The organism is Eilatimonas milleporae (assembly GCF_003688555.1).
Taxonomy (GTDB): Bacteria; Pseudomonadota; Alphaproteobacteria; order Sphingomonadales; family Kordiimonadaceae; genus Eilatimonas; species Eilatimonas milleporae.
In genome coordinates, this window is sequence record NZ_REFR01000009.1 from 504,796 (window position 1) to 529,575 (window position 24,780).

General features: G+C 59.7%; 22 protein-coding genes and 1 tRNA gene. 13 read left to right on the plus strand and 10 right to left on the minus strand.

What is annotated here, in order from left to right:
- Window positions 1-40 precede the first annotated feature (40 nt).
- Together BXY39_RS19110 and BXY39_RS19115 are read left to right on the plus strand one after the other, a co-directional pair.
- Complete coding sequence (locus BXY39_RS19110; protein ID WP_147453448.1) at window positions 41-364, plus strand: hypothetical protein; 324 nt, start codon at window positions 41-43, stop codon at window positions 362-364.
- Complete coding sequence (locus BXY39_RS19115) at window positions 354-893, plus strand: hypothetical protein (protein WP_147453449.1); 540 nt, start codon at window positions 354-356, stop codon at window positions 891-893. The genes BXY39_RS19110 and BXY39_RS19115 overlap by 11 nt, the downstream gene beginning before the upstream one ends.
- 536 nt (window positions 894-1,429) lie before the next feature.
- On the opposite strand, the gene BXY39_RS03020 is transcribed toward BXY39_RS19115, so the two are convergent.
- The 4 genes from BXY39_RS03020 to BXY39_RS03035 all read right to left on the minus strand — a co-directional run bounded on the left by BXY39_RS03020 (window position 1,430) and on the right by BXY39_RS03035 (window position 8,000).
- Window positions 1,430-1,810: a hypothetical protein gene (locus BXY39_RS03020; RefSeq protein WP_121937340.1), complete on the minus strand. Its 381-nt coding sequence runs from the start codon at window positions 1,808-1,810 to the stop codon at window positions 1,430-1,432.
- A 449-nt stretch (window positions 1,811-2,259) separates the two neighbouring features.
- Complete coding sequence (locus tag BXY39_RS03025; protein WP_121937341.1) at window positions 2,260-5,370, minus strand: efflux RND transporter permease subunit; 3,111 nt, start codon at window positions 5,368-5,370, stop codon at window positions 2,260-2,262.
- Entirely contained in the window at window positions 5,367-6,539 is a 1,173-nt protein-coding gene (locus tag BXY39_RS03030) for an efflux RND transporter periplasmic adaptor subunit (RefSeq protein WP_121937342.1), read from the minus strand. Before BXY39_RS03030 ends, BXY39_RS03025 begins: the two co-directional genes overlap by 4 nt.
- A 51-nt stretch (window positions 6,540-6,590) precedes the next feature.
- Window positions 6,591-8,000: an efflux transporter outer membrane subunit gene (locus tag BXY39_RS03035; protein WP_170163585.1), complete on the minus strand. Its 1,410-nt coding sequence runs from the start codon at window positions 7,998-8,000 to the stop codon at window positions 6,591-6,593.
- Window positions 8,001-8,169: 169 nt separating this feature from the next.
- On the opposite strand from BXY39_RS03035, the gene soxR reads away from it, so the two are divergent.
- On the plus strand, window positions 8,170-8,616 hold the full coding sequence (gene soxR, locus BXY39_RS03040) for a redox-sensitive transcriptional activator SoxR (RefSeq protein WP_121937344.1): 447 nt from the start codon (window positions 8,170-8,172) through the stop codon (window positions 8,614-8,616).
- 518 nt (window positions 8,617-9,134) lie between these two features.
- A complete protein-coding gene (locus tag BXY39_RS03045; RefSeq protein WP_121937345.1) occupies window positions 9,135-9,641 on the plus strand; it encodes a helix-turn-helix domain-containing protein in 507 nt (168 codons plus the stop codon).
- Window positions 9,642-9,829: 188 nt separating this feature from the next.
- On the opposite strand, the gene BXY39_RS19120 is transcribed toward BXY39_RS03045, so the two are convergent.
- The gene (locus BXY39_RS19120; RefSeq protein ID WP_147453450.1) at window positions 9,830-10,417 is read right to left on the minus strand and encodes a hypothetical protein; all 588 of its coding nucleotides are present in this window, start codon (window positions 10,415-10,417) and stop codon (window positions 9,830-9,832) included.
- Between the two features lie 26 nt (window positions 10,418-10,443).
- Between BXY39_RS19120 and BXY39_RS03050 the strand changes: the two genes are divergently transcribed.
- The 5 genes from BXY39_RS03050 (at window position 10,444) to BXY39_RS03070 (ending at window position 14,813) form a co-directional block, all read left to right on the plus strand.
- The gene (locus BXY39_RS03050) at window positions 10,444-11,718 is read left to right on the plus strand and encodes a protein rep (RefSeq protein WP_121937346.1); all 1,275 of its coding nucleotides are present in this window, start codon (window positions 10,444-10,446) and stop codon (window positions 11,716-11,718) included.
- Window positions 11,719-11,783: 65 nt separating this feature from the next.
- On the plus strand, window positions 11,784-12,512 hold the full coding sequence (locus tag BXY39_RS03055) for a helix-turn-helix domain-containing protein (RefSeq protein ID WP_121937347.1): 729 nt from the start codon (window positions 11,784-11,786) through the stop codon (window positions 12,510-12,512).
- Between the two features lie 139 nt (window positions 12,513-12,651).
- Complete coding sequence (locus tag BXY39_RS03060) at window positions 12,652-13,437, plus strand: helix-turn-helix domain-containing protein (RefSeq protein WP_170163586.1); 786 nt, start codon at window positions 12,652-12,654, stop codon at window positions 13,435-13,437.
- On the plus strand, window positions 13,430-13,726 hold the full coding sequence (locus BXY39_RS03065) for a helix-turn-helix transcriptional regulator (protein ID WP_121937349.1): 297 nt from the start codon (window positions 13,430-13,432) through the stop codon (window positions 13,724-13,726). The genes BXY39_RS03060 and BXY39_RS03065 overlap by 8 nt, the downstream gene beginning before the upstream one ends.
- A complete protein-coding gene (locus tag BXY39_RS03070; RefSeq protein WP_211332048.1) occupies window positions 13,719-14,813 on the plus strand; it encodes a tyrosine-type recombinase/integrase in 1,095 nt (364 codons plus the stop codon). Before BXY39_RS03065 ends, BXY39_RS03070 begins: the two co-directional genes overlap by 8 nt.
- A 15-nt stretch (window positions 14,814-14,828) precedes the next feature.
- On the opposite strand, the gene BXY39_RS03075 is transcribed toward BXY39_RS03070, so the two are convergent.
- The 3 genes from BXY39_RS03075 to mnmA form a co-directional block, all read right to left on the minus strand.
- Window positions 14,829-14,905 (minus strand) — tRNA-Met (locus tag BXY39_RS03075).
- A 147-nt stretch (window positions 14,906-15,052) separates the two neighbouring features.
- Window positions 15,053-15,484, minus strand: a complete 432-nt coding sequence (locus BXY39_RS03080; protein WP_121937351.1) for a CBS domain-containing protein — start codon at window positions 15,482-15,484, stop codon at window positions 15,053-15,055.
- Window positions 15,485-15,656: 172 nt separating this feature from the next.
- The gene (mnmA, locus tag BXY39_RS03085; protein WP_121937711.1) at window positions 15,657-16,802 is read right to left on the minus strand and encodes a tRNA 2-thiouridine(34) synthase MnmA; all 1,146 of its coding nucleotides are present in this window, start codon (window positions 16,800-16,802) and stop codon (window positions 15,657-15,659) included.
- A 375-nt stretch (window positions 16,803-17,177) separates the two neighbouring features.
- Here mnmA and BXY39_RS03090 point away from each other — a divergent pair, with 375 nt between their 5' ends.
- The 4 genes from BXY39_RS03090 to BXY39_RS03105 all read left to right on the plus strand — a co-directional run bounded on the left by BXY39_RS03090 (window position 17,178) and on the right by BXY39_RS03105 (window position 22,624).
- A complete protein-coding gene (locus tag BXY39_RS03090) occupies window positions 17,178-18,101 on the plus strand; it encodes a class D beta-lactamase (RefSeq protein WP_121937352.1) in 924 nt (307 codons plus the stop codon).
- Window positions 18,102-18,515: 414 nt separating this feature from the next.
- Window positions 18,516-20,408, plus strand: a complete 1,893-nt coding sequence (locus BXY39_RS03095) for a flagellar hook-length control protein FliK (protein ID WP_121937353.1) — start codon at window positions 18,516-18,518, stop codon at window positions 20,406-20,408.
- 22 nt (window positions 20,409-20,430) lie between these two features.
- Window positions 20,431-21,090, plus strand: a complete 660-nt coding sequence (locus tag BXY39_RS03100; RefSeq protein WP_121937354.1) for a flagellar hook assembly protein FlgD — start codon at window positions 20,431-20,433, stop codon at window positions 21,088-21,090.
- Window positions 21,091-21,223: 133 nt separating this feature from the next.
- Window positions 21,224-22,624: a flagellar hook protein FlgE gene (locus tag BXY39_RS03105; protein WP_121937355.1), complete on the plus strand. Its 1,401-nt coding sequence runs from the start codon at window positions 21,224-21,226 to the stop codon at window positions 22,622-22,624.
- 129 nt (window positions 22,625-22,753) lie between these two features.
- On the opposite strand, the gene speB is transcribed toward BXY39_RS03105, so the two are convergent.
- Together speB and BXY39_RS03115 are read right to left on the minus strand one after the other, a co-directional pair.
- Entirely contained in the window at window positions 22,754-23,662 is a 909-nt protein-coding gene (gene speB / locus BXY39_RS03110; protein WP_121937356.1) for an agmatinase, read from the minus strand.
- A gap of 4 nt (window positions 23,663-23,666) precedes the next feature.
- The gene (locus BXY39_RS03115) at window positions 23,667-24,740 is read right to left on the minus strand and encodes a 1,9-bis(guanidino)-5-aza-nonane synthase (RefSeq protein ID WP_121937712.1); all 1,074 of its coding nucleotides are present in this window, start codon (window positions 24,738-24,740) and stop codon (window positions 23,667-23,669) included.
- Window positions 24,741-24,780 lie beyond the last annotated feature (40 nt).

Here is a 24,780-nt window from a genome sequence, read left to right on the forward strand (position 1 = left end):
GCGCCATATTACCGGCACACAGTGGTAGACGTGCGGCCACATGAACATGACACCGCTTTACGCCGTGCAAACTCAAACGGAGGCCGTCATCGCGCAGTGGAAAGCGCGAAAGAATCTGGAAAATGCCCAAGGTTTGCCTGCCGCGCCCGCCCGGAAACCATTATCAGCGGCGTACCGAGGCCTTCGGCAAGTACGTTTTGGTTGCCGTCAATTTCATATTTCTCAACCAAAACGAATTTTATGCTCTATTCTTTACAACCATATTCGCCATGATGAGCGAGAAAGCATAAATCACATCAATGGTCAGATCTGTGATCTGAACGGAGATAATTCGATTATCGAGGAGGTTTGGCATGAAGAATAATCTTAAAAACCCTATTCTTCTAGGTGAGGCTCCTAAAGGAGAAAATGGTTATCCCTTTGACTGGAATGCGTGGAGTTCAAAAAGACTAGCCGAGGCCATGGGGTATGAAAGTAAAAACATATATAAATTTTTTCATCCCAAAAACTTACTGAATGAAGTGCAACTAACCGGTAACGACCGGTTTGATGACTTTGACCATGCCAAGGCGCTCGCCAATTTTCCAACTCTTATCGGATCTGGCTCTAGGGTTGTTTGTGTTGGCACACGCGTCACGCAAGTTGTCTCTGACTTTCTGGGCTTGGACGATAAGGGGGTGGAAACTTACATACCGTACTGTAAATGGGGTAAAGTAACTGCGGATGGGCATGTTTTCAGTCGGATACCACATCCGGCGAATAGGTCCGGTCGATGGTGTCATCGGGCTGGCCGTCCGGCTCAGCCGGAGCAAGCAATTAATTTTCTGGTTGCGACGATACGCGAGAGATATCCAGACGCATTTTCCTGGAGAAAAGAAATCACTCTATCATAGTATCCACACACATATGAAGACACAAACAGGTGCTCCGTGATCCGAGTTCCGGCGTAGCCCGCGGTGTCACGTTAGCTCTATAGGGGCGTCTTTCCCGAAGGGGGGCGCCGCTTGAGGAGCCGCATGATATCTCCTCGTTTACGGGGACATAATATATCCCTCGCTGAATGATTGGTCAGGCAATGGCAGTGGTCTGACGACATTTTCCAGGTTTCTCGGCCTGTACCACCGAGCCGTGTGGCCTGATGGCCGTGCAACGGTTGTCGCACTGCGATTGAAGCGCGGGTTTTGTTGCATACAGGGGGGCTCGGATCGGGGTTTGCGGTGTCGGCCAGCGCAATGGGACGCATGGTATTCATGATTTTGTCAGATGAGACGGCCCCAAAAAGAGCCGGTTGACTGACCAATCAGTCAGGTCCGTTTTTAGGCCCGCAGAGGGGTCTTCCACGCGCTCAAATCCGGATTTGAGCACCTTATTGCGGGTTTTGAAAACGGCAAGTCATGGCCTGAAAAACGACAGTGCAGCCCACAGGGCGCTACCCGAAATACTCCGGCGCGAATTCAAAATATTTCAGTGCGAAACCAAGCGCGAAGCCACTTGCCAATGACGGCGGCGCCGAGCGGAATTGCCGGCGGATAGGACTTGCCACACGCTTCAATCGTAAATCCTTGATGATGCCTTGCTGGGAGCCAAGGGCGAGCACGGCGGATAGCGCGGCCATGGCGAGCGCCTGGATAAACCCCTCTTCAATCGGCCTGTCGATACCAAGCGCTGTCTTCAGGGTGACGGCGCCCCCGATGAAGGCAAAGGTCAAAATCGACTTTGACAGCTCGAATTCAAGCTCCTGGCTCAGCAGGTGCGACGGGCTTTCATCGGATGGGGCATCCGAGAAGAGGGTCCGGAGTCTGTTTTTCATAACTGCCTTTTGCCCGAATTGTCTGAAAACCTTGCTCACCCATCACCACGCGAAATTCCCTCGCAGGGTGTTCAGCTATAGCATTAGTTGATGATCGATATACCGTCTACAGGAATGATGGTGTCCTGGGTAAAACTGCTGTCCGCCCGATACGTACGCTGGATGTCGAACGCCAGGCTCCCGCGGTCATCGGACCGGTGTGTGACCCATCGCAATTGATAGAAAGACGTCAAAGGAAGCACATTGTTTCGACAGCGCGGGACTGGCAAACAGGACTGCGCAGGGCAGTCCGTCAATGCCGGGAAGGAACGGCGGAATCATACAGTAACATCGCGACCAGCCAGCCGCGCGGATGACGTCCGTCCAGATATGGATTTCGGAGAACGAAACACCGCCTCAGTACCAACCGGCATTGATGAACGCGCGGCCAAGCCAGGCGGATGCTGTCCTCATGGATGCACCGGCGCGAGCGGACCGTCATGGTCATGGTGCTCGGCGGCGGTTTCTTTCCGGCTCGCCAGAAGCGAATAGAGCACCGGTACGACGAACAGTGTAAAGAGGGTGCCGATGATGACGCCGCCGACCACGACAACGCCGATCGCGTTGCGGGCGCCGGCGCCGGGATCCTCGACCAGGACGAGCGGCACGTGACCGAAGACGGTCGCAAGCGTCGTCATCAGAACCGGGCGCAGCCGTGTCATGGCTGCTTCCCGCGCCGCCTCGCGTTTCGACAGCCCGTCTTTTTGCTGCGCATTGGCGAACTCGACAATCAGGATACCGTTCTTCGCCACGAGCCCCACAAGCGCGATCAGGCCGATCTGGGTGAAGATGTTGATGGTCGCCACATTGAGAAAGGTGAAGATAAGCGCGCCGGACAATGCAAGCGGCACCGACCCCAACAGCACGACCAGAGGATCGCGGAAACTCTGAAATTGAGCCGTCAGCAGAAGATAGACGAACAGGATCGAAAGACCGAGGACGCCGACCAGTGTTGAGCCTTCCTGCCGGATCTGCCGGGACTCGCCGGCGTAATCAAGGCCGTATGAGGACGGGAGACTATCGCGCGCGGCGTTTTCAAGGGTGGCAAGCCCCGTCTCCTTGGTGACACCGGGGATCAGACCGCCATACACACGGAAGGCATTCAACTGCTGGAACCGGCCGCGCGCTCTGGGCGTTATCTCGTCGGCGATTTGCGCGATCGAGGACAAGGGAATGAGCGTTCCGTCCGGTGTTTCAATCTGGATGATATCGAGGGAGGCCGGCGTCAGACGGGCAGCGTCCTCCAATTGCGGGATCACCTTGTAGGAACGGCCCTCATAGTCGAAGCGGCTTACATGCGCCGATGACAGGAGAAGCCCCAGTTGCCGGGCGACGTCGGAAACCTGCATGCCGAGATCGGCGATGCGCTCCCGGTCAAGATCGATCAGGCTTGCGCCCCGATCGATCTTGAGATCCGTGTCGGCGAAGGTGAACCGGCCGCTTTCAAAGGCCGCCGCGACCAGCTTATAGGCATAGGGTTGCATGTCCTCGAACGAGGCCGAGGACACCACCACCAATTCCACGTCATAGCTGCCCGCGTTCGGCAGCGACGACGGCAGGATCGGAAAGGCCCTGACGCCGGGAACCTGCGCAACGATTCCGAATACCTGGCCGATAAGATCGGGGGCGGATGCCTCGCGCTCTTTCCACGGTTTGAAATTAAGCCCGCCGAAGCCGCCGGACGGCGTTCTCACCGACCACATATTGTCGACGCCGGGGACAGATTCGAGGGCCTCGACCACCTCGTTGGCGTACCTGATCGTGTAATCGAGCGTCGAATCCGGCGCGGCGCTGAGAACGATATTGATCTCGCCCTGGTCTTCTATGGGCGCAAGCTCGCGCAGCGAGAATGCGTACATGACCGGCGCCGCCAGGACGAACGTCGCGGCAACCAGCACCACCGGCCCCCGGAAGGCAAGCGCCGCGTTCAGGAGCGGTGCATACATGACCCGCAGGGCGTCGAAAAGCCGGCCTGACAGTTTGGCGACGACACTCTCTTCGCCGGCGCTTGCCAGCCTTGCACTCATCACCGGCGACAGGGTCAGCGCCACGAGCCCTGACACAAGAACCGCCGTCGCCAGGGTAAAAGCGAACTCCTTGAAAAGCGCGCCCGTGAGGCCGGTCAGAAAACCGATCGGTGCGAAGACCGACGCGAGCGTGATCGTCATGGACACAATGGGGAAGAACAGTTGCCGCACACTCAACAGCGCCGCCTCGACCCGGCCCATTCCCTCCCGGATGTATCGAACCGTGTTCTCAACGACGACAATCGCGTCGTCCACGACCAGCCCGACCGCCAGCACGATCGCCAGAATAGTCAAAAGGTTGAGCGAAAACCCGAGGGCCGACATGGCGGCGAGCGCACCCAGGAGCGAGATGGGAATGGCGACCAGCGGCACAAGGGCCGTGCGGAACGATCCGAGGAAGATGACGACGACGAGCGACACGATGACGATCGTCTCCGCCAGGGTAGCGGCGATTTCCCGCAGTGCATCGCGCGTATAGGACGTGCCGTCGAATGCCATCCGAATGCTGATGTCCGGCGGCGCCGCCGCTCTGGCCGTGTCGAGCGCGCTATAGAGCGCCGCTGCAAGGTCCAGCTCATTGGCGCCCACGGCCGGCCAGACAGACAGATAGACCGACTCCTGCGTATTGAAGCGAACGTCCTCGGTCGCTTCCTCCGATCCCAGTTCCACGCGGGCGATATCGTCGAGGCGGATCACGGCAGCCCCCTCGCGCTTGACGATCATTGCCGCGAATTCCTCCGCCGTCGACAGGATCGTCGCCGCGCGCAGCTCCGTTTCGATGTCGGCGGTTTCGGCGCTGCCGATGGGCGCGAGCACATTGTTGTTGCCAAGGGCCGCCGTCACCTCGTCGGCACCGACGCCGTAAGCCGACATGGCGACCGGGTCGAGCCAGATCCGCATGGCGATGGGCCGCGCCCCTTCGAAGCCGATCCGCTGGGCGCCCGGCAGAACCGCAAGCGCCGGCTGAACTGCCCGTGAAAGATATTCGGTGATCGCCTCGCGGCTGCGCTGATCGGACGTGACCGAAATATAGAAGGTCGCGTTGGGCCGATCCGCCCGCTGAACGTCGATGCTCGGCGGTTCGATACCGTCGGGCAGATCCGACGCGATGGCGTCGAGCTTGGCGGAGACCCGCGCGAGCGCCGCATCCGCGTCCGCATCGAATGTGAGCCAGACGCGGACGGTGGAAAGACCCGCCGTGGTGATGCTGTCGACGTAATCGATGTCGGGAATCTGCGCCACCGCGCGCTCTATGGGTTCGGTGACGAAACCCTGCACGTCCTCCGCCGGCGCGCCGACAAAAACAGTTGTGATGACAAGGCTCGACGCATCGATGCGGGGATATTGCTGCACCGGCAGGTCGAAGACGGCGCGCAGCCCGAGCAGCACGATGAACAGGCTCAAAACCGCGGCCAGGGCGGGACGGGTCACGAAAACGTCCGCCGGAGACCGCCGCCCCCCGACCGGAGAAGACTTCTCGATGCCAGCGCTCATTCCATCCACTCCGCACCGGGCCGCTGCGCGGCAGCGGCGTCTTCCGCAGCGCCCGTCGTTTCCGGATCGTCGGTCTCGCGGTCACCGGCCGGCATGACCAGGGCGCCGTCGCGCAGTTTGAACGAACCGTCCGCCGCGATGACAACGCCGGGCTCCAGGCCGTCCAGGATGACAACGAACCGGTCACCGACGGTCTGCCCGAGACGCACCTGTCTGGACGCGGCGCGCAATTGTCCGTTCACGCCGGCGACGACATAGACCGCATCGCCGTAAGGGCTGCGGGCGATGCTGGTGCGCGGGACGACGACTTTTTGCTTCGGCGTCCCCGTTTGCAGGATGACGCTCGCCAGTCCACCGGCGGCCCTGGCGAAGGCGGGGTCTTCAACAAGGGCGCGAACGCCAAGGCTCCTTGTCGCCCGGTCGATGAGCGGATTGACCGCGGTGATCGTCCCGGTCGCTTCCAGCGTCTCAAGTCTGACCGTGACGGGACGGGATCGGTCGATAAGAACGGCCGAGCGTTGGGGAACCCTGAAGTCGACATAGACTTCGTTCTGAAGGCCGACAATCTGCGCGATGAGGTCGCCGGCTTCCACGAACTGTCCGGGCTTGAGATCGGTGATGCCGACCCGTCCGTCAAAGGGCGCCCGGATCGTCTTGCGGGCGATCTGGGTCTCAAGGGCCTGAACGCGGGCCTCGGAAGCGGCGGCGAGCGCACGGGTCTGTTCGACAAGCGCTTGCGACGTGGCGCCGCGCTCGAAGAGTTCCGCCTCGCGCGCCGCTTCGCTCGCGGCTCTTTCGGCATCGACCCGGGTGGCGGCCAGATCGGCTCGTTCCGCGGAGGTGTCTATCCGTACAAGCACCTGACCGCGACGCACTTCATCGCCGGATGAAAACCCGACCCGGTCGACGACGCCCGGGACCTCGACCCGAAGCTCGACAAGCTGCACGGCCTGCAATTCACCGATGACATTGATCGTGTCCGCAACCATGGTGGTCCCGACCGTGACGAGTTCGACGGTTTCCACAGGTTCGGGAAAGGACGCCGCCTCCGCCATGGCGGCGCTGATCTGAGCGTATTTGACGAATCCGAGGGCGCCGGCGGCGCCGGCGGAAAGAACAACGGACAATGTCCATGCGAGAACCCGGACACGACGGGGAGAGTGCGCCATCACTGCGCCTCCTTTGCTGGGTATGCGGCGATGGTGACCGGGCCGGGGGTTTCATCCATGCCTGCCGCCGGCAAGCGCGCGGTAAAGCCGGATCTGCGCGCGGATGCGCTCGGCCTTCGATGCGGCGAGCGTGTCTTCCGCGTTGAGCCGGACCCGTTCGGCGTCCAGCACCGTCAAAAGCGGTTCACGGCCGACTTTATAGCGAATGCGGGCGAGGTCCTCGGCGGTCGCCGACGAGGTCTGTGCAGCCGTAAGCGCGGCGACACGCAACGCCTCTTCATTGTAAGCGGCGAGCGCCGTGTCGACATCTTCCAAAGCAACGACGACGCTTTGCCGGTAGAGCGCGAGCGCTTCGGCGGCGTCGGCGTTCGCCTGCTCGATCCGCGCGTAAATCGCCCGGCGATCGAACAGTGACCAGGTAATCCTGGGGCCGATGGCGAAGTTGAAAGCGTCCGCCGTAAACATGTCTTGCGGCTCAAGAGCGGAGGCGTTGACCGAGCCCGAGACGGTAATGCGCGGAAAAAGATCGGCGGTGGAGACACCGATCCGCGCCGTCGCGGCGGCAAGCGAGCGTTCCGCAGACCGGATGTCGGGACGCCGTTGGATCAATCCGGCCGGCGAACCGGTGAGCACCACCGCCGGCAAGGCCGGAAGTTCGGCTGCGCCTTCAGCGAGCCGGTGGTCGAGACTGCCCGGCGCCAGGGCAAGAAGCATTGTCAGCCGGTTTCGCGCACCGACGGACAGCGTCCGCAATTGCGGCAATGTCGCCCGGGTGAGCGCGACCTGCGCTTCGGCGCGTGCCACATCCAGTTTCGAGGATCGACCCGTCTCTTCGCGATCCATGGTCAACGCAAGCGTCCGCCGCTGGCTGGCAAGATTGCGCGTCGCGATGTCAAGCCGGCGTTCGGCTTCCCGGTAGTCGGTATAGGCGAGCGCGATGTCGCCGGCGATGACGCGCGCCAGATCCAGGCGCGCCGCCTCGGCGGCCCCGGCGGCGGCGACGGCGTTCTCGGTCAGCCGGTCGATCCGGCCGAACAGGTCAAGTTCCCATGCAGTCGTAAGACCGGCGTACACCGGCGTGTCGACATCGGTGGGAATGCCGGGGAAAGCAAACTGCGCCGGCGCCTGCCGCTGTGCGTCGGCACGACCGGTGGCCTCAAGCGTCGGCAGTTTCTGCGTCCGGGTTTCGCGGAAGATCGCGCGGGCCCGGCGGACGCGCGCGGAGGCGGCTTCAAGGTCATTGTTCTGTGCAAGGCCCTCTTCGATCAGCGCGCTGAGGAGCGGGTCGCCGGTTTCCCGCCACCACAATACCGTCGGCTCCGCGCTTTCCGGCAGCCGCGCCGTCGCCGCCACATCGAGGGGCGGCGCACTGTAATCAGGCCCGACCAAGGCACAGGCGGATAAAGTCCCGAGGGCGAAGACAAGCGCCGCCGCCCGGCGCATGGGCCTTGTCGACGTCATGCAAGCGCTCCGAGCGGGCAAGGCCTGCGACCCTTCCGGGTTTGGTCGTAAATTTTCAGTTGTCGTCATGGCAGTCTCTTGGCCTGGATCGCGTGTGAAAAAGGCTTGCAAAGGCGAGCCGCAATAAGGCATACAACCTCAACATTAGTTGAGGTCAAGGACTGATTCCATGCCCGAAAAAATTGACGTCAAGCGTCCGCTCAGCGTGGGAGAGGTCTCGGCACGCAGCGGCGTCCCCATCTCGACATTGCATTTCTACGAGCGCGAAAAACTGATCGAGAGCTGGCGCACGACCGGCAATCAGCGCCGCTACACCCGTGATGTCCTACGACGGATCGCCGTTATCCGGGTGGCGCAAAGAGCCGGCGTCCCCCTGGCCGAAATCCACGATGCACTCAGTGCGCTTCCACACGGTCGGACACCGACCCAACGGGATTGGACCCGGCTTTCAACGTCATGGCGCGACCGCCTGAATAACCGCATCGAAGCGCTTACCAAGCTGCGCGACGGACTGAACGACTGCATCGGCTGCGGTTGCCTGTCGGTGAAACAATGCCCCCTGCGGAACGCCGGCGATCATCTCAGTTCCAAAAATCAGGGCGCTGTGCTGCTTTGAACCGGACCACAGCTTCTTGGCCTTTGGCATTTCGCGGTCAGGCAAGGAACTGAGATCCTGGTGCGACGAGAGCCCGCTCGTGAGGGCGAACCCGCCAATGATCGGCAAAAAGATGCGTGCTGAGACGCTCACCCAAAATTAAATTGCAGTGGTGAAAGAGAAATTTACCAACCTGGAAGACGAGAGATCTGGTCCTCCGAGCTCATTAGCACTCCAATGGCCACTTTCAGCGACATTCTTGGTGAACAAATCAGCGCACAGCGGGGTACGAAACGCTTCATCAGACTGAAACGGCGCGCTGCACGGCCACACAACAAAATATTTGAACGCACGGAAGTTGGTAGCGGAGGAGGGACTTGAACCCCCGACACGCGGATTATGATGCTGGCCAAAACCCTTTATTCACAAAGGGTTTCCGGCAAACCAGCAGAAACACGACACTCACAAAATCAACGACTTAAAGCACGTCTTGCAAACTCACCAATAGCGTTCTGTCCCTATCGACATGGAGGCACGCTATGAGAGAGCGCATTTCCGTTAATGTCAGTATCCCTCTTGAACTGGCGGAAGCCCTTATCGAGCACGGCCCCGATTTAATCGACGGACTAAAAGCCTCTGTTGAGGAAGTATACAAACGGCAAGCGGAAGACGCTCGCCGTCTCGCATGGCAGGAAGAACGCCTTGCGCAACATTGGCGGAATTGCATCCAAGCCTATCGAATGTACCGCCGTCTCCAACCCAGTATGGGCGCAGCAGGCGCGTATCCGGTCATCGCTGCAAAATTTGGCTGGCCCTCTGGGGTGGTCAGTGCCTTCGTTCGGCAGCGCCGAAAAAAGGTGAACGATTATCTTAAAAGCCGTCGTCTGGCTTCTGTCCATCGGATGGTACTGGAAGGACGAACGGACAGCGAGATAGCTGGACATCTAGGCGTAAGCCTGCGGACTGTCGCAAGGTTTTTGAAGGAAATCAGAGGCGACAGCAGTCTCATCAGGCAAATCTATAAAAATACGGAGGGCGTTCAATGACCTCCGCTCTTGTAGTCTTCTCCACACATTTCAGAACAGGCACTTCAGACGTCATGTCACAGCCTCGCCACGGTGGCGCGATAGCGCCAGTGGTGCGGGCGGGGCTTGACTTGGCGGCGGCTCCTTACGCTGTCGACCCGGTCGGCAGGGACAAAGACCCTGCTGACCTGCCTAGCGGCGAGCGTTATTTAATCATTTTTGACACTTATCTCATCCACCAAACCGCCATCTTGGATATTTGTCGCCCATTTGTTTATGGTTTCTGCGTTCTTAATTATGCTCCTCTTGAAATCAGCCGATTTTTCCGAATCTCTTCCAAAATAAAACAAAAAATTCAAGTTTCTTTTGTAAGCAGAAATATAGTATCCAGTTGCGCGACCTACAACATTTGTGATTATTTTTATTTCTTTATCAGTAATAAAACATCCCGCCACTTTAGTTTTTACAAATTTATCTTCATCTTTAACACTATTAAGATAATCTATTACAACATCTGTCGTTCTTATCAATTTAGGAAATATATCACTAAGACTCGCGTGCTTTCGGGCACTTTCAGCACTTTTATTTTCTCTGATTTGTCGGTCTGTCGAGTAATAGACAGCTGCGGCACCTATAAGTGCTGCGCCTATAGCGATAACTCCAGTGATCAATGTTTGCCATTTAGCAACACCTACCCACCAAATGGCAGGTGTTGTAGCAAGCCATCCACCTATGAAACCACTTATAATAGCTGTGACAAATATTACGCACAGCCAAATGTAGGTTTGTCCACTCATTCTCATTTCCCCCTGCGAGCCGCATCATGACGCGGCCCCTTGAAAGTATCGCAAGCAGTGTTGAAAGTATCGCAAGCAGTGTTGCCGCTGAAGAAAGCCTTAGGTCGAAAAGGCACCGACTGCGGCGTGTAGCATCAAAGCTGCTTCCTCATGAGCGCGTCAAGGGCTGCGGGCACAAGCGCACAAGCCAAACCGTCGATGTTCACAGGTCTGCCACCGGCGCACATTTCGTCGGCGTCGAAACATGTGGCTCCGTCTGGCACTGCCCGGTCTGCGCCGCAAAGGTTGCCGAGAAACGCCGTGAGGAGGTCGCCACGGCTATTGAGGGGGCGAAGGATGAAGGCGGTGCGTCCTACATGCTCACGCTCACTATGTGCCATGACAGGGCCGACAAGCTGGCATTTCTGAAAGAAATCATCGCCAACTCATGGCGTGCCGTGCAGAACCGCCGTGCGTATCGTGCTCTTAAAGCACGCCTTTCGGTTCGCGGCACCGTCCGCGCTCTTGAAGTCACGCATGGCAAGGCCAACGGCTGGCATCCTCATCTGCATATCCTGTTTGTTGCAAAGCGGCCTCTTTGCGAACATGAAATCGAGGAAACGCGGCTTGCGCTCTATGAAATCTGGTCGGACGTCCTAGGCAAGCGCGCTGATCGCTATGTTGCTCTAGATGCCCTCGACTTTCGGCCAGCGCACGCATCTGACTATGTGACCAAATGGGGCGCTGACCGTGAGCTTGTGAAAGGGCAACAAAAAGACGGGCATGGTTCCCGCACACCTTGGCAACTTCTGGAAGATTATCAGAAGGGAGACCGCTGGGCAGGCCGGCTGTTTAAAGAATATGCCCATGCCTTCAAAGGGGCACGCCAGCTTACATGGTCCAAGGGCCTCAAAGACCATTTCTGTATTGGCGAGATCAGCGATGAAGAAGCCGCCCAAAAGGCCGAGGAAGCAAGTCCTGAATTGCCATTGAGTGACGGCATGAAGGAAGGACGTATCGGCACGCTGGATGCCAGGACATTTGATGCAGTCTACCGCCTTAACCTGACAGCTTCTGTACTGGACGCGGCCCATGAAGGCGGCTGGCAAGGGGTATGCGATCTACTGTCTAGACACGGCCTTAAAAACGCTCTGGATGACAGCTGGAGCATGCCACAACCGCCCAAACCCTCAAAACCTTCTCACCCGAAATATTATGTCAAATGCAGCAAGGAGGACTTTCTCGGAGACCTCCCTGTGCATGGCCCCGGGAACACCCCCAACAATACAGGGGGGCGTCCCGGAGAATTCCCCAAACCCTAGAGAAACTGCGGCTTTCCAGCCACGGGGAATGCTGGTGACACCGCATATTGAAAAGGAGACTTCTTATGGAAACCACATCTGAAATTGGCAAACGCCTGAAAGCTGCAAGGGAGAATGCACGTTACTCCCGAACACAACTTGCCAAGGTAACGGGCATTCCCGCCAAAACCATTGAAAAATATGAATATGGGACCACAGACCCGTCTGTTACGCGCCTTCTGAAAATGGCACAGGTTCTCGGCACATCAGCTATTGACTTGATCGCCGGTGAAGACCTCAGCTTGGATAATGATGAGCCGGTGATAGTGAAGCAACTCGATCAGCTTGACCATATGCGTGAGGATGGACTTGCCAAGTACTGGCGTGAATTTCCGGCTTTGCTAGCATCTACCGAGGAAAAGCTCGCGATAATCTCAGTGCCTGATCTACTCGATATTGCCGAGGATCGGGGTCTTGTCGATTTACCGACCGTTCAACACATTGAACGCCTCGCTTTAGAGGGAGCGGATAAGCCACAGGCGCTTTGCAAAGAGATAGCAAATCGGATTGTTGATACGCTCTATTTCGGAGCGGACTTATACGCTGTGGAGAGGAAAGAACTTGAAAGGCTGGCGAAGATTTTAGGTGTTCAACCTGAAGGAACCGCGATCTTCTTTTGGGGTTGGTCGAACGACGAGGAATTGATTGGAGCCCTTCGTCATAAGCTCCGGCAAGACGCATGGCAAACAGGGGAAGGCAGTCCCCACATGCCAATGCAATTTCCTCTGAATGAAAATGATGAGGTGGCCGTTTAGACGGCCTCTCACCATACAACACTAAAAAGTAAAATTTAAAAATACAATATTATCAATGTACTACATAAAATTTCTCCCAATTAATATTTTTTTGGTGTCGCGTCTTTACTTTTTAGTGACTCCGGGGGAAGTTATCTGCATGGCAAGAGTAGACAAATTCACCGAAGTCCGTGCGCGCAAACCTTTGGGCCACATACTGCAAGAGGCACGCCTTACAAAAGGCTGGTCGCGTAAGGAATTAAGCAAACGTACTGGCGTTGGGGAAAACTCAATCGTCAGATATGAAAAGGCTGGAATTGAAGAGGGTGGCCAATATCCGCAAGCCTATAAGCTTGCCTTAATTTGTCATCATCTTGGGGTTTCCGCTGCCGAGGCGATGTGGTCGATGCTACCAGAGAAGGAATATGACGCTAGATCGTGGGAAGACAGTGAGTACTTAGAAAATCATCCTCATCACGCTTTTTTGCAAGAACAATATGTCCAGATGCTAGAGGATATTCATTTTCTCAAACACGTAACACGCCTCGCATTAGATGAGGAATATCCTTTGTATGAAGGTGAGTACGAATGGTTCAAAGAAGAGGCATTACGCAAGATTAACCGACTTGATGCGTGGGAAGATAGACAAGCTGTTTTAGGAATGATCCATTTTGAATTTGGAGGCGCTGTATTCCCGGGGCCGACGGCAGATGATCATTGGCTCCACGACATTCGAGATGGAACAAGCTCCGAATTTATGAAGCATGCGCACATCCTTAAAGGACTTCGGGCAAAGGAGGTGCTCGAAGGCGCACTAGAGAAACTCAAAAAACTATCACCTTACCTTTTTAGAGAAAAAGAGCCCAAGGAGACAGGTTTGGCCGCCAACTCCTTAGGCTCTGATGCATCAAAACCAACCAAAGACACCGGAGGCGCTGATGGCTGATAGTGACGTCAAAGAGTTTACTTCGGAACGCAACGCTCTGCAATCGAACTCTGGCCGTTTGGCAATCCCTCTTACAGAGCAGTTAAGCTGGTCTGCCAAGGAAGCCGCAGCCGCTTGCGGCGTCTCTGCTTCCACATTCTCGGCTTGGGTGCGTCAAGGCTTGATGCCACAGCCATGGAAGGGGACGAAACGCTACTCTGCCGCCCAAATCCGGCAAGCCTTCAGTGTCATGGATGAACAAAATGCCTTCGTCAGCTCTCTAGACATGTGGAGGGCCAACCGTGGCTGATTTCCGCCCAAAGGGTATTTTCCAAACGCATAAGACACTCGCGGACGGCACGCGCCGCACATACTGGTATCATCGCGCCAGCCGTCAACGCCTCCCCGGCGAGCCGGGCTCTGAAGAATTTATGGCGGCCTATGTCAAGGCTGAAACCAGCATTAAAAGCACAGATCGCAATGAAGGCACCTTAAAGGGGCTTATCCAACGCTACGTGACCAGCCCTGAATTTGAAGACCTGCGGGAACGCACTCGAAAAGATTACGGTCGCATGATCCGCAAGATTGAAGATGCCTTCGGCGACCTGCCAGTCGACGCGCTTAACGACCCCCGGATCAGAATGGACTTCAAGGACTGGCGCGATAAACTGGGCAAGTCCTCCCGCCGTCAAGCGGATTATGCTCTGTCCGTTCTGTCGATCATTCTCAACTGGTCGGTAGATCGCGGCTTCATTCATCACAATTACGCGCTTCGCCCTGGTAAGCTTTACGGTGTTAATCGAGCAGATAAAGTCTGGTCAGAGGAACAAATAAATGCGTTCCTCGCATATGCTACTCCTGCCTTACGCCTTGCCTTGATTTTGGCCCGGGATACGGGCCAGCGACAGGGTGACTTGCTGCGTCTGACATGGTCGGCCTATGACGGTGAATGGATCAGGCTCACTCAATCGAAAACAGGCAAGCATGTTGAAATCTATGTCAGCGATGAACTGAAAGCAGAGCTTGAAGCCACCAAAGCGAAACAACGTGGCGCTGTTACGATCCTGACGCGCTCAGACGGCCAGCCGTGGAAAGAGGACCATTTCCGCCATGAATGGCGCCGGGTGACGCTCGCAGCAAACTTGGACGGCCTACGCTTCAACGACCTGCGAGGAACCCTCGTTATCCGTCTGGCTGAGGCTGGCTGTGAAATCCCTGAAATCTGCTCCATCACAGGGCACTCATTGAAGTCCGCCCACACAATTCTGGAAGCTTACTGGTCAGCAACTGGCAAGCAGTCCAGTGCCGCCATTCACAAGCTGGAAGCGGCACGCAAGACGATTTCTGCAAACCAAACTGCAAACCGAAGCAAATTAGGGAGGAGTGATAATGCTTAAGTCTTTGAAATTCAATGGTAGCGGAGGAGGGACTCGAACCCCCGACACGCGGATTATGATTCCGCTGCTCTAACCAGCTGAGCTACTCCGCCCCGAACATGGGGCCCAAGGGTGGGCCCGAAAGGACAGCCCCAGCATATCGCCGGAGCCCGCGTCATATATCGAATAGGGCTTCACCCCGTCAAGTCGCAATTTGCCCTGCATCGGGGTCAAACAGCCGCGCAGTGGGAACGACACCGTCAGGCCTGGGCGATATAGGCGCGCATGGCGTCCGCTTCGGCCTGTACGTCCTCCAGCCGGTTCTTGACGATATCGCCGATCGACACGATGCCGACCAGGGCGCCGTCGTCCAGCACCGGCAGGTGGCGGATGCGGTTTTCCGTCATCACCGACATGACCTGCTGGATCGTATCGTCGCAGGAACAGGTGATGACACCGGTGACCATCAGGCCGGCCACCGTGCCGGCCAGCGCGCCGTCCCCCTTTTCATGCAGCGCGCGCACAATATCGCGTTCCGACAGGATGCCGTCGATGGTGCGCCCGTCATCGCTGACCACCAGCGCCCCCACATTGTGCCGGGCCAGACCGGCGACGGCCTCCCGCACGCTGGCCTGGGTGGAAATCGTATGCACGGGGCCTTTGCCCCCGCCCAATATAGTTGCGACTGACATCGGTTTCTCCCTCCATGGCGGACGGTCCGCGATACGGAGCCCGCCGTCATGTCCCGCCGACAGTATACCACGCCGGCCTGACCGTGCCAAAATGTGGCGGACCGGTGATGCATTCTGCACGTCGGATAGAGGGCCGGAGGGAGCATCGGCCCGTGTTCAAATAGTCTGGCGGTCAGGCGGCGGCCAGCCGGGGGTCGGCGCTGACGGCCTTGCCGATCCAGCCGCCGCCGAGGACGCGTGTGGCCGTTTCCGCGTCGTAAATAACAGCCGCCTGCCCGGCCGATACCCCGTATTCCGGCACGTCCAGCACGATATGCAGCCCGCCGTCTTCGCCGGAATGGACCCGCGCCGGCACGGCCGGACGGGTGGAGCGGATTTTCACCTGCACCGGCAGGCCATCGTCCGGGAGGGCATCGCCCAGCCAGTTGGTCTCGCGCACATGGACAGCGGCGGTGCGCAGGGCATCCCTGGGGCCGACAATCACGCGCTTGGCCGCCGGGTCCAGCTTCACCACATACAGCGGCGTGTCCTGTCCGCCGACACCGATCCCGCGCCGCTGGCCGATGGTATAGCGGACAATGCCCTCATGACTGCCGAGCACGGTGCCGTCCATATCGACGATCTCGCCGGCTTCCATTGCGCCGGGACGCAGCCGTTCGATCACATCGACATAACGGCCCTGCGGCACAAAGCAGATGTCCTGGCTGTCGGGTTTGTCCGCGACGGTCAGGCCGAACCGTTCACCGTGCGCGCGCACCTCGGATTTTTCCATGCCTCCCAGGGGAAAGCGCAGAAAATCGATCTGCGCCTGTGTGGTGGCAAAGAGGAAATAACTCTGATCGCGGCCTGTATCGACACCGCGCAGCAGCCGCGCCCGGCCGTCCGGTCCCACATCGCGGCGCACATAATGCCCGGTCGCCAGACAGTCGGCGCCCAGATCGCGCGCGGTTTCCAGCAGATCCTTGAACTTGACCGTCTGGTTACAGCGCACGCACGGGATGGGCGTTTCGCCCCGGATATAGCTGTCGGCGAAATCCTCCATCACCTGTTCCTTGAAACGGCTTTCATAATCAAGGACATAGTGGGGGATGCCAAGGCTTTCGGACACGCGCCGGGCATCATGAATGTCCTGCCCGGCGCAGCAGGCACCCTTTTTCTGAACGGCCACGCCGTGATCATACAGTTGCAGGGTAATCCCGACCACATCATAGCCCTGCTCGGCCAGAAGAGCCGCCGTCACACTGGAATCGACACCGCCCGACATGGCCACGACCACGCGGGTCTCCGCCGGGGGTCGGTCGAACCCGAGGCTGTTCATGCTGTGTCCGTCACTGTGTGGCATCTGGGGCATCCCGACGATCTCATCACGCGTTTGCGTATCACTCATTCCTTTGACTGCGCGCTATATAGGGTTTCCGTACCCAAAGGGCAAGGAACCCGCCACACATCATAAACCGGTCGTGCCATCACCGACCCTTATCCCACCCATAAGGGAGACCGCCGATATACAGGATCGCAGGGCAGAGCCATTTGTCGGCGCAGCCCTCAAGACTGTATGCTCCGTCACCGGCCCCACCCCTAACACGTCATTAGATCACCCGATTTTCGCCTCTTTTGTTCGGCAGAAGGACACCGCCACGGACAGTGGCAGCCATTTGAAATCCATACAAATTACAAACAGGGAGGGTACGGCATGACAGCGCTCTTTTCCACATTCCCCCGCATTGGGGCCGGCGGTGCGGCCATGCGCCGTCTGGCATGGACCGCCTGCCTTATGGCGGCGATGACGGGCACGGCCTCCGCCGCTGCCGAGGGCACGCGGACAAAAGGCCCGGCTCCGACCGACATCTCCGCCGTGGTGCGGGCCGAGGGCGTGGACCCGGCCCGGGCGGCTCTTCTGATCATACGGCGGCGGGACCGGGCGGAATGGCGATCGGGCGGTGACAGGATCGGCAGGCGTTTCCCGCCCGCCTCCACATCGAAAATCCCCCATACCCTGATCGCGCTGGAAACCGGCCTCGCCGGGGACGGCGAAACCCGCTTTGAATGGGACGGGGTGGAACGCGCCCTGCCAGTCTGGAATCAGGACCAGACGCTGGCGACCGCCTTCGCCCGGTCCGCCGTCTGGGTTTATCAACGCATCACCAGCCGTCTGGGCCGCGGTGTCATGTCGGACTGGATCACCCGGTTCGGATACGGCAATGCCGATGTGGGCGGCGAAAACGACCTCACCACATACTGGCTGCGCGGACCGCTGGCCATTTCCGCGCGCGAACAGACCGTTTTTCTGGAAAAGCTGATCGACCGCACCCTGCCCCTGTCGGACCGCACCTATGATATCGGCCGGCGGGTCATACGCACCGAATCCGGCGAAGGTTGGTCCCTGTACTCAAAAACCGGATGGCGCCAGGACGGGGTGAATACCGATATCGGCTGGTATGTCGGCTGGCTGGAAACGGCGAACCCGGATACGGGCACGAATAAGGGCATGATGACGGGCGATACCTATGTCTTTGCCTTCAACATGGACATGCCCGACCCGGCGCAGGACGTGCCGAAACGTATCCGGGCCGTCAAGGCCGCATTGTCGCGCATCGGTGCCCTGCCAGCCCCCTGACACCTTCATCCATGCCTGACCGCTTTCCTTGATAGCGGCAGCTTCCCTGCACCGTTCAAGACGCGTCTGCCGTGGCAGAACGCCCGGGGCGGGCCACCATCCGGCGGCCCGGCAGGCATGGCCATGGGCATTGCGGCAGACATTGCCGCCCGCCGGTCCCGACGGGCAATATTGCCGCCGCGCTCTCTCATTTACCGAACGCACAACATGTTGCCATTCCTGGGGTTTTATAAAATTCCGGATTCTGGCCCGCCCCTTGCTTTCCATTGCGGCGAGGCAAAATCGCCCTCATGAGCGACCGGACAGTCACCGACCGCTCTCCCCCATGGCAGAACCGCCAGCCAAGTATGGTCTCCGGACCGGCCTGCGTGCCGGTCGCGGACCGACCGACAGGACAAGGCGACGGATACCGGCATGACCTCTGCCATCGACATTCTGGACTTTTTCGCGCCCCGGACGGGCGACCGCAAATCGGGCGCCGGCAACAGCGCCGTTCAGGGCGTCGAGCCTTTTTCCGCATTTCTCGATGCGGACAGGACGGAAGAAAACAACCGCAGGGATACGAGGGCGTCCAAAGGCGACAAATACGAAGACGACAGATCGACCGCCCGCAACAGGGATGACGACAGCCGCAATGCCCGCGATACCGACACCCGCGATGCGGACAGGCGTGACGCCGATGCGGCGTCAGAACCCCGGCGCGGTCGCGGTATAGAACGAAACAGCACGGACGGGCACGCCCCATCAGCCGATGCCACCACCGACGGACCGGCGGCACAGAGCGCGCAGGATACACCCGGCGCGACCCCGGCGGCCTCCGCAACAGGGACAGAAACACAGTCAGACACTGCCGCCACCGTGGCGGGAAACCCGTCCCTGACGGCACACGACACCCCATCCGCCACGGCTGCGGACCCGGCATTCACGACCGGAGGCACAACCCACTCAGGGGCTGTAACAGCCAGCGAACAGGCCGTACCCGCGACAACGCAGGGCCGCCAGGCTACAGACAGTGCGGCCACGCAGGCGTCACAAGCAGGGACGGTTCAGGCACAGACACCGGCAGGCACATCCGGCGGCACTCAGACGGCCGCGGCACAAGCCTCCGGGGAAGAGGCACCGGGCACACAGCCCCATAAGGCACAGACAGCCCCGTCCAGCGCGGCGCAGGTGCCCCAAACATCGATACCTCAGGAACAAACCGTCCCAGCCCAGATCACCCCGGCCCAGACCGTTTCGCCCCGGACCGTTTCAACCCAGGCAGCCGCAAATCCGGTACAGGATGCACAGGCACCGGGTACGGCACAGGCACAGGGCGCCGCACAGCAGTCGGCACACGACGGTAAAACGGCAAAAACCGACGGCACCGGCGAAACCGCACAGACGACACAGGCCGCATCAGGCACTGCCGCCAGCGCTGCCGGTCAGGCCGGCGCGGCCCAAACCGGTACGAGCCAAACCGCTGCGACAAAGACCGCCCAGCGGCCCGCATCGCTGGCAGGCGCCAAACGCACGGCCATCATTGCGTCAGGTCACGGTACCGGCGGTACGGCCGACGCCACGCGAACCGGCGGTGCCGTGGACGCCAAACTCACCCCCGTACCGCCCACACCGGTCCAACCACAGCCGAACCCGGCCGGCGCCGCGCAAACACCGCTGACGCCGGAGCGGCTGGCAGGCTTCAGCGACAGCCAGCCGTTCGGCCCCATCGGCGGCGGCCTCAGCAGCCTGAACGGCGAGGCGGATCCCCTGATGGGCCAGCGCCTGTTCGGCGCGCGGCCGTCCCCCTCGCTCGGCTCGCAGGTGTCGCAGCAGTTAAACGCCCATATCAGCCGTGCCGTTTCCGACGGGCGGCAGGAATTCACCATGCGGCTCGACCCGCCGGAACTGGGCAAGCTGATGGTACGCCTGCAATTCAGCGACAGCGGCACCATCCGTGCCCAGGTTCTGGTGCAGCGCCCGGAAACGCTGGACCTGTTGCAGCGCGACCTGCGCGGGCTTGAACGGGCGCTGGAGGCAGGCGGCCACAAGCTGGACGGCGGCATCGACCTTGGTCTCGACAAGGATGGCGGGCAAAGCGCCGGCCGCAGCTTCACCGAACTGGTTCAGGCGGAACGCATGGAAGAACAGCGGCACCGGATCGCCGCCTCGCTCGGCCTTGACGGCGATGATGACGCCGAGACCGCAGGGGCTGACGGAAACGGGGCTGATGGAAACGGCGCCGCCGGCGATACCGGCGAAACCATCCCGCTCGACGCCATTCTCGACGCGGTGACACCGGAAACCGGTGTGGACGTCAGGGTTTAAGGGACAGGCAAGGACAGGACCGATGGAAATTACAGGCACCAATTTCGCGCAGCCCGTCAGCCGCAGCCAGCAATCGACGCTCGGCATTGCGAATGATTTCGAGACATTCCTGAGCCTTCTGACGACCCAGTTGGAAAATCAGGACCCGCTCGACCCGCTCGATACCAATGAATTCACCGACCAGCTGGTGCAATTCAGCGGGGTTGAACAACAGATCCAGACGAACCAGAACCTGGAACTGCTCAGTGCGCAACTGAATGCCGCCACCACGGCGAACATGGCCTCTTTCCTGGGCCGGGGTGCGGTCATCGACAGCAACATCGCCGACCATCTTGAAACCGGGGCGACCTGGGAATACCAGCTGGCCGGCACTGCGGACATTTCCACGCTGAGAGTGATGAACGCCGACGGCGAGACAGTCTTCGAGACGCCGGGCGCCCTGCCCGAGGGCCGCCATGTCTTCCACTGGGACGGCCGGGACACCGAAGGCAATGTTCTGCCGCCGGGCAGCTATTCCCTTGAGGTCGAGACCACAACCGCCGACGGCGCCAATATCGGCAATGAGGTTTTTGCCGCCGAAATCATCCGGGAAATCGATATGAGCGGCGGCGTGCCCTTCTTCACCGTGGGCTCCACCCGGGTCACACAGGATGAAATTCTGCGCCTGATCCTGACACAATAGGCGCGAAAAGAACATGTTAGGCCGGACCGAGAATGGACCGGCATCGCCCGGCGCGGTTGAGACACCCGCCCAGGGCAACAGCAGAAGGCGAAAATGACCATGACACGCGAAAGAGTAACAGGAGACTGAAACCATGGCATTTAGTGCCCTCGCGGCCGGCGTATCCGGTCTGCAGGCCTTCTCGGAAGGCATCGGCGTCATCGCCGACAATATTACCAATGTGAACACCGTCGGCTACAAGGAGACCCGTTCGCGTTTCTCCACCCTGGTCACGGAAACAAACGCCATCACCAGCTATTCACCGGGCGGCGTGCGCGGGTTCAGCGACACACTGGTCAGCCGGCAGGGGTTGCTACAACCATCCGCCTCGCCGACCGATATCGCCGTGGACGGGGCCGGCTTCTTTGTCGTGCGGGACGCGGACAACGCCAATGACCAGACAGGCGAACTGCTCTTCACCCGCGCCGGCAGCTTCCAGCAGGATCCGGAAGGGTTCCTGCGCAACACGGCCGGGCTGGCGCTGCTGGGCTGGCCTGTCGACAGCCAGGGCAACCTGCCGGTCAATCTGAATGACCCGAGCGAACTGCAACCGATCAACGTCAACCAGTTCAACGGACTGGCGCAGGCAACCACGTCGGTCTCGATCGAAGCCAACCTACAGGGCACCGGCGCCGTCAACACCGCCTATGCCACCGCTATCGGCGCGGGCGGTGTCGGCGCCATGGCGCGCAACAACGATCCGACCACCACGACGAACGCGGCCACGCCCGATTTCGAAACCAATGTACAGATTTTTGACAGCCAGGGCCGTGCCATCACGGTGAATTTCGGTTTCGCCAAGACCGCCGCCAACACCTGGGCACTTGAGATTTATGCCGCCGATCCGACACAGCTTGACGGTACCAACCATCCGAACGGCCTGATTGCGAACGGTGAAATCTCCTTCAATACCGACGGCACGCTGGACCTGGGGAACAGCCAGCTTTTCCAGGGCAATACAGCGACCACGGACGTTCTGGGCAGCGGCGCGGGCATCGACATCACATTCGACAATTCGGTCATTGAAGTCGATACGGCCTCCGTCGTTTTCGACTTCGGCACGGACGGCCTGCGTGATGGTCTGACCCAGGGGGTGGAACCGTCGGCCCTGTCATCCTCGAACGTGGATGGGGCTGCCTTCGGCGGTGTCGACGGGATCCGGATCGATGAAAACGGCGATGTCTTCGCCCTGTTTGAGAACGGTCTGTTCCGCAATGTCTTCAAACTGCCGGTGGCGACCCTGCCCAACCCCGACGGCATGCAGCGCCGCCAGGGCAACGCCTTTGCCGCCTCCGACAGTTCCGGGGATTTCAGCTTCATCCGGGCCCGGACCGGCGGCGCGGGACGGATTTCACCCAATTCCCTGGAACAGTCCACCGTCGATCTCGCCAATGAATTCGCCGAGCTGATCAAGGTGCAGCGGGCCTTTTCCGCCTCAACCCGGATCATCACCACATCGGATGAGGTTCTGGAGGAACTGACCCGGCTGATCTAGGCCAGGCGGACGATCAAGACCACTTTTTCGCAGTCAGTCTCAAAAAACGGCAGTCTCAAAAAAGCGGGCCGGACAAAACAGTCCGGCCCGCTTTCGTCATATTCAGTCCCGAGCGCCAGCGCACCCGCATCACGGCGCCCGCCCGTCGAACGCATACGCCAGAATTTTATAGGCCAGCTTCGCCGCCAGAAAATCGGCGGCATGATATCCCTTGATCGGCGCCAGCTCGTTTATATCGGCGCCGACAATGGTCCCAGCGGCAGACGCCGCCTTGATGATGGCCATGGCATCGTTCCAGAACAGGCCGCCCGGCTCGGGCGTGCCGGTCGCCGGCATCAGGGACGCGTCAAATCCGTCCAGGTCAAAGGTCAGATAAACCGGGCGCCCTTTCAGCGGCGTGACGATTTCGTCCACCCGCCAGGCATCGCGGTCCTTGCCCCAGTGGATGCGGATACGGTGACGGTTGGCCTCCAGAAAGGGAATTTCCTCCGCCGAAATATTGCGGATACCGACACTGACAAGCTCGACCCCCGGATGGTCGAGAACCCGCCGCAGGGCTGCGGCGTGCGAATAATGCTCGCCCTCATACCCGTCGCGCAAATCCGCATGGGCATCGAAATGCAGAACGATCAAATCGTCATATCGGTCCAGAAACGGGCGGATGGCCCCCGGCGTGATGGCATGCTCCCCACCGAAGACAAACGGAAACTTACCCGCCGACAGCAGGGTCTCCGTCATATGGGCCAGCCGGTCCAGTGCCGCCGGTATGTCCCGGCCGTCCACCGGCGGTTCGTCAACGGTGACGATACCGATATCGCGGAACGGTTCGCGCCACAAATCCTCGTCGAACAGCTCGACCTCATGGCTGGCGGCAATCATCGCGGCCGGGCCCTGCGCCGTGCCGCCGCCGTAGGAAACGCTGGCTTCCAGACCGTAGGGCACGACCACGGCCCGCGCGCTGTCGAAATCGGCGGCATCCTCTTCCGCCAGACCGAGAAAGCCGTCTGCTGGGGCCATCAGGGGAAAGGGCGCGCGCATCCGGCTATTCCTGAAACAGCTTGGCGAAATTGCGTCGCGGGCGGCCCTGCCAGGCGCCGCGGTGATACAGGTCGGACGCGATCAGCGGCACCACCGTCGTTGCCTCGGCATAGACCATCTGTTCAAAAACCGTGTCCACCTTGCCCCAGCTTGACGCCTCCTTCAGCGTCGATGACGAGCAGGCCCCGTCGCGCACGTCCGCCACGGTGACCTGAACGGCGTATTTGTGCATTTCCGCCTCTTTGCCAAGAATTTCGGCACACACCACCGTATCCTGCACGAAATTTTTCGGTACCCCGCCACCGACCATGAACAGGCCCGTGGTGCCCGCGGCGATCTTGATATCCGTCAGCTCGCGGAAATCGGCGACGCTGTCGATGGTCATATGCGCGCCCGGCCGTTCCACCTGATGTTTCACCAGGCCGAAGCCGGCCGAACAGTCGGAAAACGCCGGCACGAAAATGGGCACATTATGGTCGAAACAGGCCTCGATCAGGCTGCCGCGCTTTTTCGCGTTATCCTTCAGCCAACGGCCCATCTCGTGGATGAACGCCCGGCTGGAATAGGCGCGGGGCTCCAGGCTGTCGGCAATTTCCTTGATGGTATGGTCGCAGGCCTGCAACTCTTCCTCATCGATATAGGTGTCGTAGATGCGGTCGATATACAGGTCGCGCAGACGTCCGTCGTCCATGAAGGCATCGCCCTGATAATGTTTGAAGCCCAGCGCCTCGAAAAAGTCCATGTCGACGATGGACGCCCCGGTGGCGACGATTGCATCGACGATCCCGGCCTCGACCAGATCGCGGTAGACATGCATGCAGCCGGCGGCCGAGGTCGATCCCGCCAGCGTCAGGATGACGGAACAGTCCCGGTCCTCCAGCGCCCGGTTCAGAATGCGGGCGGCACGGGCGGTATCGCGCGATGTGAAGGACATTTTCTCCATCGCGTCGATCAGAGGCCGGGCGTCAAACTGCTTGATGTCGAAATGTTCGACCGGGGTGGACAAAAGGGCCGCTTTTTCATTGCCGCCCGGGCCTTGCGGGGCCGGCGCGGCGGTCTCGGTGGGTGCTTCAGACATCTCGGTTTCCTCAAATCGGGGTAAAAATGCCCTGGTCGCC